The organism is Bordetella tumulicola (genome assembly GCF_054779135.1).
In genome coordinates this window covers 1375697-1388650 of the sequence record NZ_BAAGYU010000007.1, presented here as the reverse complement: position 1 = coordinate 1388650, position 12954 = coordinate 1375697, and the positions used below count along the sequence as shown (strand labels likewise).

Annotated in this window: 10 protein-coding genes; 2 read left to right on the top strand and 8 right to left on the bottom strand. The window is 59.8% G+C overall.

All coding sequences use genetic code 11. The features are described 5' to 3' along the window. Positions 1-47: 47 nt before the first annotated feature. The gene (hrpA, locus tag ACYVDM_RS14700; protein WP_415792892.1) at positions 48-3938 is read left to right on the top strand and encodes an ATP-dependent RNA helicase HrpA; all 3891 of its coding nucleotides are present in this window, start codon (positions 48-50) and stop codon (positions 3936-3938) included. 338 nt (positions 3939-4276) lie between these two features. Here hrpA and trxA read toward each other — a convergent pair whose 3' ends face one another. The 7 genes from trxA to ACYVDM_RS14665 all read right to left on the bottom strand — a co-directional run bounded on the left by trxA (position 4277) and on the right by ACYVDM_RS14665 (position 10954). Continuing rightward, a complete protein-coding gene (trxA, locus tag ACYVDM_RS14695) occupies positions 4277-4672 on the bottom strand; it encodes a thioredoxin (RefSeq protein WP_415792891.1) in 396 nt (131 codons plus the stop codon). 1 nt (position 4673) lies between these two features. Beyond that, positions 4674-5675 (bottom strand): LLM class flavin-dependent oxidoreductase, encoded by a 1002-nt coding sequence (locus ACYVDM_RS14690; RefSeq protein WP_415792890.1) that lies wholly within the window; start codon positions 5673-5675, stop codon positions 4674-4676. Positions 5676-5866: 191 nt separating this feature from the next. Next, on the bottom strand, positions 5867-6634 hold the full coding sequence (locus ACYVDM_RS14685; protein ID WP_415792889.1) for a class II aldolase/adducin family protein: 768 nt from the start codon (positions 6632-6634) through the stop codon (positions 5867-5869). Positions 6635-6717: 83 nt separating this feature from the next. Then, positions 6718-7989, bottom strand: a complete 1272-nt coding sequence (locus ACYVDM_RS14680; protein WP_415792888.1) for a TRAP transporter large permease — start codon at positions 7987-7989, stop codon at positions 6718-6720. Further along, on the bottom strand, positions 7986-8471 hold the full coding sequence (locus ACYVDM_RS14675) for a TRAP transporter small permease (protein WP_415792887.1): 486 nt from the start codon (positions 8469-8471) through the stop codon (positions 7986-7988). The genes ACYVDM_RS14680 and ACYVDM_RS14675 overlap by 4 nt, the downstream gene beginning before the upstream one ends. 9 nt (positions 8472-8480) lie before the next feature. Beyond that, positions 8481-9530 carry a TRAP transporter substrate-binding protein gene (locus tag ACYVDM_RS14670; protein ID WP_415792886.1) on the bottom strand — a complete coding sequence of 350 codons (1050 nt, stop codon included), beginning with the start codon at positions 9528-9530 and terminating at the stop codon, positions 8481-8483. A gap of 131 nt (positions 9531-9661) precedes the next feature. Continuing rightward, positions 9662-10954, bottom strand: coding sequence for an NCS2 family permease (locus ACYVDM_RS14665; RefSeq protein ID WP_415792984.1), 1293 nt, complete (start codon positions 10952-10954; stop codon positions 9662-9664). Between the two features lie 72 nt (positions 10955-11026). On the opposite strand from ACYVDM_RS14665, the gene tsaD reads away from it, so the two are divergent. Continuing rightward, positions 11027-12076, top strand: a complete 1050-nt coding sequence (gene tsaD, locus ACYVDM_RS14660; protein WP_415792885.1) for a tRNA (adenosine(37)-N6)-threonylcarbamoyltransferase complex transferase subunit TsaD — start codon at positions 11027-11029, stop codon at positions 12074-12076. A gap of 104 nt (positions 12077-12180) precedes the next feature. Here the strand turns inward: tsaD and plsY are convergent, their stop codons facing one another. Then, entirely contained in the window at positions 12181-12834 is a 654-nt protein-coding gene (plsY, locus tag ACYVDM_RS14655) for a glycerol-3-phosphate 1-O-acyltransferase PlsY (protein WP_415792884.1), read from the bottom strand. Positions 12835-12954: the final 120 nt, after the last annotated feature.

Below are 12954 nucleotides of genomic sequence, written 5' to 3'. Positions count from 1 at the left end.
CGCGAGCAACAGTTTTTTATAATAGGGGATCAAAGGACAAATCTTACATGCCTGAAGTTTCCCCTGCGCCCGCGCGCGGCAAGACGCCGCGCCCCGAGCGGCCCATTCCCGTCATCACCTATCCTGAGGATTTGCCCGTCAGTGCTCGACGCGAGGAAATCGCGCGTGCGATCGCGGGCCATCAGGTCGTGATTGTCAGTGGCGAGACCGGGTCCGGCAAGACGACCCAGTTACCCAAGATCTGTCTGGAGCTGGGTCGGGGCCGTCAACGCATGATCGGCCATACCCAGCCGCGCCGTCTGGCCGCGACCTCGGTTGCCAAGCGGATCGCCGAAGAGCTGAAGACCTCGTTAGGGGAAATTGTCGGCTATCAAGTGCGATTCAACGATCGCACGGGCCCGAACGCGTCGGTCAAGTTGATGACCGACGGTATTTTGCTGGCCGAGTCGCAGCGCGACCCGCTATTGCGCCGCTATGACACCCTGATCATCGACGAGGCGCACGAGCGCAGCCTGAATATCGACTTTCTGCTCGGTTACCTCAAGCAACTGCTGCCGCGGCGCCCCGATCTAAAAGTCATCATCACCTCGGCGACCATCGACGCTGAGCGTTTTGCCCGCCATTTCGCCGCCTCGGAAGACCGCCTCGCGCCGGTCATCGAGGTATCGGGACGCCTGTATCCCGTCGAGGTACGCTATCGTCCGGTGCGCGACGAGACAGACGACGAGCAAGCCCCCAACAGCAACAAGCCGAACCGCGAGCGTTTGGCGGGCGACGAAGAGCGCGACCTGATCGATGCCATTGTTGACGCTGTCGACGAATGTGCGCGCCACGGCCCGGGTGACGTGCTGGTGTTTCTGCCCGGTGAGCGCGAGATTCGTGAATCGGCCGAGGCCCTGCGCAAAAAGCATCCGGCGGGCACCGAGGTTCTTCCATTATTTGCCCGGCTCTCACAGGCCGAGCAAGAGCAAATCTTTCATCCACGCACGAATGCGCGTCGCATCGTCCTGGCCACCAACGTCGCCGAGACCTCGTTGACCGTGCCCGGTATTCGTTTTGTGATCGACAGCGGGCTGGCGCGTATCAAGCGCTATTCGTGGCGCAACAAGGTCGAGCAACTGCGCATTGAGCCCATTAGTCGCGCCTCGGCCAATCAGCGCGCCGGCCGCTGCGGCCGCGTGGGTCCGGGCGTATGTATTCGGCTCTATGATGAGTTGGACTTCAACGGGCGCGCGGCGTTTACCGACCCCGAAGTGCTGCGTTCATCGCTAGCCTCGGTGATCTTGCGCATGAAGTCCCTGAAACTGGACGACATCGAGCAGTTTCCGTTTGTCGAGGCGCCACCGGGACGCGCTATCGCGGATGGCTACCATCTGCTGCAAGAACTCGGCGCGATCGAGTTGGCCTCGGCGTCTGAGGATGACGAAGCCACTGAAGCCGGTGATGCGACCCGCACGGGGTCCTCATATGTGCTGACAAGCATCGGGCACGAGCTGGCCAAGCTTCCGGTCGACCCCCGCATCGGTCGCATGATCTTGGCCGCGCGCGAGCAGCAATGTCTGGCCGAGATGTTGATCATCGCGTCGGCCCTATCCGTACAAGATCCACGTGACCGCCCCATGGCCGAGCGCGAAGCCGCCGAAGCGGCACACGCCAAATTCGCGGACGACAAATCGGAGTTCATCTCCTTTCTGAAACTCTGGCGCTGGTACGGTGAACAGGTGCAACACAAGGCGTCGCAACGTAAGCTGGTGGCTTTGTTGCGCCAGAACTTCCTGTCGCCTATCCGCCTGCGCGAATGGCACGACGTGCATACGCAATTGGCCGCCGTCGTGGGCGAGCAAGGGTGGCGCGTCAACCAAACTGAAGCCACCTATGAACAGCTGCATATGGCGCTGTTGGCCGGCTTGCTGGGCAATATCGGTTTCAAAAGCGACGAAGGGGGGCATTACCGCGGTGCACGTGATATTCGGTTTCACATTCATCCCGGCTCGCGAATGGCGAAAAAAGGCGGACGCTGGATTATCGCCGCCGAGCTGGTCGAGACCACGCGGCTATACGCTCGCTGCGTGGCGCGCATCGAGCCCGTCTGGCTCGAACGCGTGGCCGCACATCTGTTGCGTCGCAATTGGTCGGATCCGCGCTGGGAAAAGAAAGCAGGGCAGGTGGTCGCGAACGAACGCGCCACGCTGTACGGACTGATTATTTATGCCGGCCGCCGTATTCATTACGGCCGCGTCAATCCGCAACACGCGCGCGAGCTCTTCATCCGGCAGGCTCTGGTGCCGAGCGAAATCGACACACGCTTGCCCTTCGTCGCCCACAATCGCAAGCTTATCGCGGGCATCGAAAAACTGGAGCACCAGACACGCCGCCCCGATATCCTGGTCGACGAAGAACTGATCTACGCGTTCTACGACCGCCAGTTGTCAGAAGGCATCTCGCAAACAGCCACCCTGGAAAAATGGGTCCACGGCCTGGACAAACAAGCGGCTGCCGCCTTGATGCTGACCCGTGACGAACTCATGCGTCACGAGGCCGCAGGCGTCACCACCGATGTGTTTCCCAAACAGGTCGAATGGCAGGGCGTCGTCATGTCGCTCGACTACCATTTCGAGCCCGGTTCCGCGCGCGACGGCGTCACACTGTCCGTCCCGCTGTTCGCACTCAACCAGATCGACCCTGCCCGCTGCGAATGGCTCGTGCCAGGCATGTTGAAAGAAAAGGCACACCTGCTGCTCAAGTCGTTGCCGCAAAAACTGCGTCGCCATTGCGTCCCCTTGCCGGACTATGCCGCCGGCTTCTACGACCGCTGGTATGAGCGCCAGGCCGACCCGCAACGCGGCCTGGTCGATGCGCTGATCGCCGACATGTGGGACCAGGTACAGGTACGCCCGGCCGTCGGTGACTTTAAGCTCGAAACCTTGCCCGCCCATCTGTTCATGAACTTCAGGGTGGTCGACGAACATGGCCGCATGCTGGCCGCAGGCCGTAATCTGGCCCAGCTAAAAGCCGAATTCGGCAAACAGGCACAAGCCACTTTCCAGCAACTGGCCGTACGCGATGCCGGCGTCGCTCAAGCCCTGGCCCACGAAAACCTGACCTCTTGGTCCTTCGGCCCCTTGCCCGAAATCATGGAGATCAAACGCAAAGGCCAATCCGTAATCGGCTACCCAGCCCTCATCGACCGTGGCACCCACTGCGATCTGGACGTCTTCGACGATCCCGACGAAGCCAAGCGCCACCACCGCGCTGGCTTATTGCGCCTATTCCGTATCGGCCTGCGCGAACAGGTCAAGTTCCTGGAAAAGAACTTGCCCGACCTTACCAAAATGAGCATGCTGTATATGAATCTGGGAACCCAGGACGACCTGCGCGACCAGATTATCGACTGCGCGCTTGCCCAGGCGTGCCTGACGGACCCGTGGCCCGCCAATGAACAAGCCTTCGAAGCCCGCCGCCAAGACGGCAAAGGCCGCCTGGGCCTCCTGGCCCAAGAGGTCGCCCGCCTGTCTCACGCGGTGCTGATCGAATACGCAGCCCTGCAGCGCAAACTGCCGCAGGCCAAGCCGCACGCAGCCGCCTATGCCGACTTACAACAGCAGATCGGTACCTTAGTGCCCAAGTGGTTCATCCGCGATACTCCGTACACACACCTCACGCATTTCGCACGCTACCTGAAAGCTGCCGTGGCACGCATAGACAAATTACGGATCGATCCCACACGAGACGCGCGCCTGATGTCCGACATGGCGCCACTTCTCACCCAATACCAACGCACCCGCTCAGCCCTCAAAGGCGCACCGGACCCCGCATTGGACGAATTCCGCTGGCTACTCGAAGAACTGCGCGTCGCCTTATTCGCACAGGAATTACGCACGCCCATGCCGGTGTCAGTGAAGCGGCTGATGAAATCCTGGGAGTCCTTACGGCGATAGCTCGTTCGTCACGGTTGTTGGTTCTTGCGAGCGTTGTTTATGCTTTGCCACGGATACCAACATTCGGCCGCTGACAAGCAAACAAATCGCCAAACGCAAATGCGCCCAACACGCTATGCATAATGATATTGCGAGCAGAGGGCCGGTGCGTGTGAGTGACGCCGGCCTTTTGAACCGCGGGTAGTCCCGCGTAGCGGGGCCGAGGCCCCTGGCTGGGCCGAGCCGCGGTGATTAGGCCGGCGTCACTCACACGCACCGGCCCTCTGCGTCTAAAGTACAAACACCGAGGCAACAAGCAACCTTGCCGCGCAAAAACGCGATACCTGCTACATCAGAACTTAAGCCTGTTCGCCAGAACCAGACCCAGATTCCTTAGCCGCCGCGGCGATCTCTTCGTGAACCTTCGCCATATCGACAGACTTGATCTTCTCCAGCAGCTCCGCAAGCTGCCCGGCAGACAAAGCCCCCGGTTGCGAAAACAACAGTACCTGTTCGCGGAAAACCATCAGCGTAGGAATAGAACGAATTCCCAGTGCGCCCGCCAGCTCCTGCTCAACATCGGTATTGACCTTGGCGAACATGACATCTGGATGCTGCTCGGCCGCTTGGTCAAACACCGGTGCGAAACCCTTGCACGGACCACACCAGGGAGCCCAGAAATCGACAATCACCGTATTGTCCGGCTTGATCGAGTCCTGAAAAGAAGCTTGCGTCAGTTCAACAGTATTACTCATGTCAGATTCCTTCATTTTTCAGAGAGGCCAGGATTTCATACGAACGCAGACGGTCCTCGTGACGGAAGAAGTCCGACACAATCATGACCTCGTCGGCCTCAGTGCGCGCGATAAGAGATTGCAGTCCTTGTTTGACCGTTTCGGGGCCGCCCACAATAGACGCGGCCAACTTTTGATGCACAGCTTGGCGTTCCCACTCGTTCCAGAGGCCCTCCATGCTTTCCACCGGCGGTTGCAACTGCAGGCGATTGCCGCGAATCAGCGACAAGAACTTCAACTGCTGCGTTGTCGACAAATGGTGTGCCTGCTCGTCCGTATCTGCCGCAATCACCGGCACGCCGATCATCGCGTACGGACGGGACAGTGTCGCGGAGGGCTTGAACAAATGTCGATACAAGCGCATCGCGGCCATGCCTTCCGGCGAAAAATGGCCGGCAAACGAAAAGGGCAGGCCTAGTTCCGCAGCCAGTCGCGCGCTGAAATCACTCGACCCCAAGAGCCAGATCGGGACGTCCAGGCCGGCGCCCGGAATGGCGCGTACCGCCTGATCCGGCGCGGCCGGTGCGAGAAAAGCGCGCAGTTCGGCCAGCAACTCGGGGAAATCAAAACCGCTGCGGGGGCCGCGACGCAGCGCTTGTTGCGTTGCGCCGTCACTGCCGGGCGCGCGGCCCAGGCCGAGGTCGATACGGCCGGGAAACAGGCTTTCCAGCGTGCCGAACTGCTCTGCGATGATCAGCGGCGCATGATTCGGCAGCATCACGCCGCCCGAGCCGACACGCAGGGTCTTGGTATGCGCGGCGACGTGGCCAATGAGGACCGCCGTGGCGCTGCTGGCAATGCCATTAATGTTGTGATGCTCGGCCAACCAGAATCGCTGGTAGCCCCAGCGCTCCACGTGTTGGGCCAGGTCGACAGTATTGCGGAACGCGCTGGTCGGATCACCGCCCTGAACAATCGGGGCGAGATCCAATACGGAAAAGGGTACGCGAGCCAACTCGGTCATGTAGAAAAACTCCAGAAGTAACGGGCGAGGCGCGCCGCTGGGCTACGCGTTTAACTAATATTTGGGGAGTGTATAGGCGAAATCAAGGGAAAACCCGATCAACCTTGCGGTCGATCGGGTTGATAGCTAACGTCAATCGGTGTTTTTGCCTTGGGGCGGCCCGGCGGCAAAAAGCCCAACCCTGGCTCGCGTCAGTCTTGATATGAGCGATCGCGACGGTCCAGCATGCGCAGCATCGCCGGCCATTCCATCACCCCATAGGGGCGTCGCGTTTCAGGTCTATACAAATGAGCGGTTTTTGCAATCACTTCTTTCGAGGGGTAACGCAGATCGGTATTGCACGCCATGGCGTCGATTTGGGCGCGGCAGGCCATCTCGAGCCAATACATCGTATTGAAGGCTTGTGCGATGTCCACCGCCGCGACGAGCAAGCCATGGTTTCGCAAGACCATGGCGTCATTTTTACCGAGATCTTTTGTCAACCGTACTTGCTCGTCGGTGTCTACCGCGGGACCCTCATATTCATGATAGGCAATGGCGCCAAAGCGCATCGCGGTTTGTGTTAACGGCAGCAAGCCACAGTCCAGCGCGGAAACCGCCATGCCGGCACGCGAGTGCGTATGAATCACGCACTGGACATCATGGCGGGCCCCGTGGACGGCGCTGTGAATAACATAGCCAGCCAAATTGACATCGTAATGGTCATGCGGATTCAGGAGCACATCCCCGGCCAGATTGATAGTGATCAGACTGGACGCCGTGATCTCTTCATACATGAATCCGTAGGGATTGATAAGCAGTCGGTCCTCATCGCCCGGCACGCGTGCCGTGATGTGGTTATAGACGAGGTCACTCATGCCGAACATGGGCATCAGGCGGTAGCAGGCGGCCAGGTTGACTCGAGTTTCCCATTCTGCGTCGGAAACCGAGGCACGTACGTTCAACTTCGAAGTGTTCATGACGAAACCCTTTGTTTAGCGGTCAATGAAGCGGGTATATAGCGGGCAAAACCAACGTGTCTCCGCGGCGCACATCAAGTGAGTCATCGGACGAAATACAAAGAAAATGCGGGAACATAGGTCACCAGGATCAGGACCAGAACCATCATCACGATCTGGGGCCAAATCGCTCTGGCTATGTTGATCAAGCGCTCTCCACTGATGGCGGCCCCGACGAAGAGGCAATATCCAATCGGGGGAGCCGCCATGCCGATGGCCACATTCGTGACGATCATCGCCCCGAAATGAATGGGGTCGATTCCAAATTGGTGGCCAATGGCAATGAGCATGGGCCCAAAAATCAGCATGAGTGCGATCTCGTCCATGACCGCGGCCAGCAAGAAAAATCCTAGATTGAGGATCATCAACATGATCCATTGCTGGTGAATCGACGCATTCAGAAAGGTCGCCAAACGGGTGGCAAATTGTTCCTGGGCCACCAGGACGCCCATACCCCCTGATACGGCAACAATGCCCATGACGATAGCGCTGATCGTCATGGCTTTCAGGAACACGGTGGGGAGTTGAGCAAAGCGCAGCCGCTTTTCAATAAAAAGGCCGACCACCAGGCTATATAGACAAACGACCGCGGCCGCTTCAGTGGGCGTAAAGATACCCCCGTAGATCCCGCCCAGCACAATGACGGGGGCCAGCAATGCCCAAACGCCTTTGCGCAATGCGCTCCTGACTTCGGCTGCGCTGGCGCGGGGGAGTCGCGGTATCTTGTCGCCATGAGCCCGCCACGCCACGAGCGCTGACAGTCCCAGCGCCATCAGCAGTCCCGGAATAATGCCCGCAAGGAAAAGCTTCGAGATGGATTGCTCCGCGATCACTCCCCAGATGATGAATGCAATGGAGGGGGGAATCAGAGGGGCCAATACGCCCGCGCTGACCGTTAGCGACGTGGCGTAGGATTTCGCATAGCCGCGCTCGGCCATCGCCGGGATCATGGTGCTACCAATGGCAGCGGTCGTGGCAGGCGCTGAGCCCGAGATCGCCGCAAAAATGCACGCCGCGACAATGGTGACGTGCCCGAGCCCACCCAGTAAATGTCGAACGCACACATCAGCGACGGCGATCAGCCGGCGTGACAATCCGCCTGCGGACATCAGCTCTCCCGCGAGCATGAAGAACGGGATACCCAAGAGACTGAACGATTGCGTACCCGCCACCATGGTCTGCGGAAGCAGCATGAGCGGAATGTCGGCGACAACAATGACTGCGGTCACCGCCAGGCCGATTGCAAAGACGAACGGGACGCCGAGCACCACCATGCCGGCAAAGCCCACTGTCAAAATCCAGGCGCTCGTGCTCATGCGCTGTCTCCCGGCGCGACGAAAGACAGCAACCTTTCAAGGCTGAACAGGCAGATCAATCCGCCACAGACGGGCGCCGCGCTATACAGCAACGCGATCGGATATCCCATCGCGGCAGAGCTGGATCCGCGCATTTCGCGTACATAATCAACGCCGGCTATTGCGAGATAGACGCCAAACGCTAACGTTGCGACGCAGATTAGAGATTCCAGCCACTGACGGCCACCTGCCGGCATTCGCTCAACGAGAATATCCATGCGGACATGAAATGCCTCTCTGACGCCCACCGCCAACATGAGCAACATCGACCAACTGAATAACAGCAGGGCGAATTCCTCTGTCCAGGAGGGAGGATCATTGAAGGCAAAACGCATCGCGACTTGCCAACAGATCGTGATCACCATCAGGAAGGCCAGGCCAACCACGACGGCTTTCACCACCTGGCTAATGATGGCGTTACATAGCTTCAGTACGCTGATCACGCCACGCACTTAGTTCACTTGCGCTAAGGCGGCATCAAGAATGTCGCTCCCTATGCGAGGCTTGAACTCTTCGTATACCGGCTGGACTTTCTTGCGGAACGCGGCGGGGTCGGTAATGGTGTTGAGCGTCATGCCTTTCTTTTCGAGAGCGGCCGCGAGTTTTTTCGAGTTTTCCTCCGTGACTTGCCGCTGTTCGAGCGTGGCTTTCCTTGCCGCGCTGATAACGGCATCACGCTGAGCAGGCTCCAGTTTGTCAAGCCACCGTTTGTTGAAAACAAACTCTATGATGGAGAACGTGTGCTGAGTCAGCGACAGGTACTTGGTGATCTCATAGGACTTCGTGGAGTCGATCACCGAAAGCGGGATTTCCAATCCGTCCAGCGCGCCCTGTTGTACTGCGGTATACGTCTCGCCCCATGCCATCGGAACGGGGCTGCCGCCTAGCGCCTTATACATGCCGATGTAGATGGGGCTTTGCATCACGCGATACTTGACGCCGACCACATCTTCGGGCGTTTTGACCGGTCGGACGTTGTTGATCATATTGCGAAAACCGCCGCCCATATAGCCCAACACCGCGATGCCCTTGTCTTCAAGCTTCTTGGTTAATTTTTTTCCGACTTCGCCCTCCATCAGTTGATAGGCTTGCTCGGAGGAGGAGTAAAGGAAGGGCAGATCATTGAGCTGATACGCAGGCTCGATCTGTGCCACTACCGCGTTAGTGATGATACCGGCCTGCGCCATTCCCATTCGAATCCCTTCTAGCAGCGGCTTTTCGTCTCCGAGCTGGCGATTGGGATAGAGCTGGACATCAAAGTTTTTTCCGTTTGGCTCCGCCTCAAGAGCGGCCTTGAACGCCCGGGCCCCAATGGCATAGGGATCCTCTACGCCATCCGTCGTGGTCCAACCGAGTTTGATGATTTGTTTGTCTTGTGCAAGGACTGGTGAAGCGGTAATCCAGCTGGCGAGAGCGATGCATGCAACTATCCAAGAGGCTCTCATTACCGAAGGTGAACAGGCGATAAGCATCGCCCGCAAGCTGTGGCTGCAGTTGCGCATCTATGTCTCCGATTTATCGTTATCGGGTCATTTTCAACGCAGTCGAAGTGCACTTCAATTAATCAATTTAGAACGCGGGGTTCCAGTCAGTGAAAGGGTCCCCGTCGTCGGCGTGAGAAGACAAGGTCGGGTTAACCCGGAAAAAACGCGTAGCGTATGACGAACAACACCGCCACCAGCCAAGTCGCGGGATGCACAACACGGATCTGGCCGGTGGCTGTTTTCAGGACGACATAGCTGATAAAGCCAAAGGCGAGGCCATCGGCGATGGAGTACGTGAAAGGCATGACCAGCGTGGTCAGGGCGGCCGGCGTCGCCTCGGAGACGTCGCTCCAGTCGATTTCGACCAGCTCGCGCATCATCAGGCCCGCGACATACAGCAACGCGGGTGCCGTGGCATAGCCCGGCACAGAACCCGCCAATGGCGAGATGAACAGGGCGGCCAGGAACAGCAGTGCCACCACCAGGGCGGTCAGCCCGGTGCGGCCGCCCGCCTGTACGCCCGAGGCGCTTTCGGCATAGGCGGTGGTGCTGCTGGTGCCCAGTAGCGAGCCCGCCACAATCGCCGTACTATCGGCGAACAAGGCGCGGCCCAGACGGTTGGGCTTGTTTTCGGGCACCAGGCCCGCACGCTTGGCAACCCCCATCAGGGTGCCCGTCGCGTCAAAGACCTCGACCAGGACAAAGACCAGAATGACGTGGACGAAGCCCGTATGCAGGGCGCCGAGGATATCCAGTTGCAGGAACGTTGGCACCAGGCTGGGCGGCGCCGAAAATACCCCGTGGAATTCGTTGTAGCCCAGGGCCATCGACAGCAGCGTGATGATCAGGATCCCGATCAGGATCGCGCCTCGCACACGCAGGGCATCCAACGACGCGATAATGAAGAAGCCCAAGATGGCAAACAAGGGCCCGGGTTCGCGCAGATCGCCCAGCGTTACCATCGTCGCCGGATGCGGGACGACGATCTTGGCGGTGGACAGCGCAATGATCGCGAGAAATAGCCCGATACCGGCCGCGATGGCGCTGCGCAACGAATGCGGAATGCCCTTGATCAGCCAGGAACGCACGCCGGTAACGGTCAACAGCAGGAAAATCACGCCCGAGATAAAGACCGCGCCCAGGGCTTGCTCCCAGGTGTAGCCCATGGTCTTGACGACTGTGAAGGCAAAGAAGGCGTTCAAGCCCATCCCTGGCGCCATGCCGATGGGCCAGTTGGCCGCCATGGCCATGATGAATGACCCCAGCGCCGCGGCCAGGCAGGTGGCCACGAAGACGGCGTTGCGATCCATGCCGGTGGACGACAGAATGTCCGGGTTGACGAAGATGATGTAGGACATCGTCAGGAATGTCGTTAAACCCGCAACGACTTCGGTACGGACGTTGGTACCGTGTTCGCGCAATTTAAATAGCTTCTCCAGCATCGTCTGACCCCGGTAGTTGATCTTGTGGGTGGATAACGCCGCCATTTTCGCACCAGATGTAAACTCGCGGCCATGATCATTCTAGGTTTTGAAAGCTCGTGCGACGAAACCGGCGTTGCCGTCGTGTGTACCGAGCGTGGCTTGCTTGCGCATGCCTTGCATTCTCAGATCGCCATGCACCAGGAATACGGGGGCGTGGTGCCGGAGCTCGCGTCGCGCGACCATATCCGCCGCGCGGTGCCGCTGGCGCGACAAGCGCTCGCCGAGGCGGGGTTGACGCTGCAGGATGTGAACGCCGTTGCCTATACCGCCGGCCCGGGGCTGGCGGGGGCCTTGTTGGTAGGCGCGAGCGTAGCCCAGGCATTTGCCTGGTCGCGCGGGCTGCCCGCCATTCCGATTCATCACCTCGAGGGGCACCTGCTGTCGCCCTTGCTGGACGATCCTCGGCCCAAGTTCCCGTTCGTTGCCCTGCTGGTGTCCGGCGGGCACACACAATTGATGCGGGTCGATGGCGTGGGGCAGTATGCCTTGTTGGGCGAGACACTGGATGACGCGGCGGGGGAGGCTTTTGATAAGTCGGCCAAGCTGTTGGGCCTGGGCTATCCCGGCGGTCCCGCGCTGTCGCGCATGGCGGCCCAGGGCGACGCACAGCGCTTTAGTTTGCCGCGTCCCATGTTGCACAGCGCGGATCTCGATTTCAGCTTTAGTGGCCTCAAAACGGCGGTATTGACCCGCGTCAGAGAGGCCGAGCGCTCAGGCTCGGGCTTGGACGAGCAAACACGCGCCGATTTGTCCGCCGCGACGCAGGCGGCGATTGTCGACGTGCTGGTCTCCAAGGCGGTCAAGGCGCTCCGGCAAACCGGCCTGAAAAGGTTGGTCGTCGCCGGTGGCGTGGGAGCCAATGCATTGCTGCGCGCCCAGTTGGCGCAGGCCATGCGGCCCTTGCGCGCGCAGGCTTATTTTCCGCCGCTGGCCTTGTGTACGGATAACGGCGCGATGATTGCGTTCGCAGCCTCCGAGCGCGTCAAAGCCGGACTGGTGTCATTACAGGCTGGTGACCATGCCTTTACCGTACGCCCGCGCTGGGATCTGGCCGATATCTGCGTGAGCACGCCGGCGTAGGCAGCGTGCCGCGAGGTGGACAGTAAGCCTACGGCGCCGCGTGGGGGCCTTTTTGCCGCCGGGCCGGCCCAAGGCAAAAAACGCCCCCTTGGGGGGCAGCAAGCCTACGGCGCCGCGTGGGGGCCCTTTTTCCCGCCGATGCGGCTTTCTTTGCCGGTCAATAAGCGGCCGATATTGGCGCGGTGGCGATAAAACAACAGCAGGCTGATGACGGCCAGGGCAATGCCTACGGGGGCCTGGGCATACCAGGCGACGCCCGAGCCAAACAGGTAATACACCGGCGCAAAAAAGGCTGCCACCAGAGCGGCGAGCGACGAGTAGCGCGAGAAAACGGCAATGATCACCCAGGTCAGCGCCGTGGCCAGCGCCAGCATCGGATGTATGGCCAAGAGGATGCCCAGCGCGGTGGCCACGCCCTTGCCGCCCTTGAATTTCAGGAAAATCGGGTACAAATGGCCCAGGAACACGGCCAGCGCCACGAAGGCGTAGCCATTCCACGATAGGCCCGGCGCCAGTTTGTGGGCCAGCCATAGCGCAAACCAGCCTTTGGCGGCATCGCCCACCAAGGTTAGCGCCGCGGCCACTTTATTGCCGCTGCGCAGCACATTCGTCGCGCCGGGATTTTTCGATCCGTAGCTGCGGGGGTCTTGCAACCCCATCAGCTTGCTGACGATAACGGCGAATGGAATCGAACCAATCAGATACGCCAGCGCAATCAGCGAGGCACTGAACAGGAACGAGGGAGCGGTCTGCACCATGAGAAAGCATCCATTGCATAAGGGTCGTGGCTGCGGATTCTACCGCGCGAGCGGCACGGGCGCGTCTGCGGGTTATCCATATGCGTCAAGACCAGGCACAATCCGCATGCCGCTTTCGGG

Bases quoted from the DNA above. Each gene is read 5' to 3' on its own strand.
- hrpA (WP_415792892.1), top strand. From the start codon at position 48: ATGCCTGAAGTTTCCCCTGCGCCCGCGCGCGGCAAGACGCCGCGCCCC.
- trxA (WP_415792891.1), bottom strand. From the start codon at position 4,672: ATGAGTAATACTGTTGAACTGACGCAAGCTTCTTTTCAGGACTCGATC.
- ACYVDM_RS14690 (WP_415792890.1), bottom strand. From the start codon at position 5,675: ATGACCGAGTTGGCTCGCGTACCCTTTTCCGTATTGGATCTCGCCCCG.
- ACYVDM_RS14685 (WP_415792889.1), bottom strand. From the start codon at position 6,634: ATGAACACTTCGAAGTTGAACGTACGTGCCTCGGTTTCCGACGCAGAA.
- ACYVDM_RS14680 (WP_415792888.1), bottom strand. From the start codon at position 7,989: ATGAGCACGAGCGCCTGGATTTTGACAGTGGGCTTTGCCGGCATGGTG.
- ACYVDM_RS14670 (WP_415792886.1), bottom strand. From the start codon at position 9,530: ATGCGCAACTGCAGCCACAGCTTGCGGGCGATGCTTATCGCCTGTTCA.
- ACYVDM_RS14665 (WP_415792984.1), bottom strand. From the start codon at position 10,954: ATGCTGGAGAAGCTATTTAAATTGCGCGAACACGGTACCAACGTCCGT.
- tsaD (WP_415792885.1), top strand. From the start codon at position 11,027: ATGATCATTCTAGGTTTTGAAAGCTCGTGCGACGAAACCGGCGTTGCC.
- plsY (WP_415792884.1), bottom strand. From the start codon at position 12,834: ATGGTGCAGACCGCTCCCTCGTTCCTGTTCAGTGCCTCGCTGATTGCG.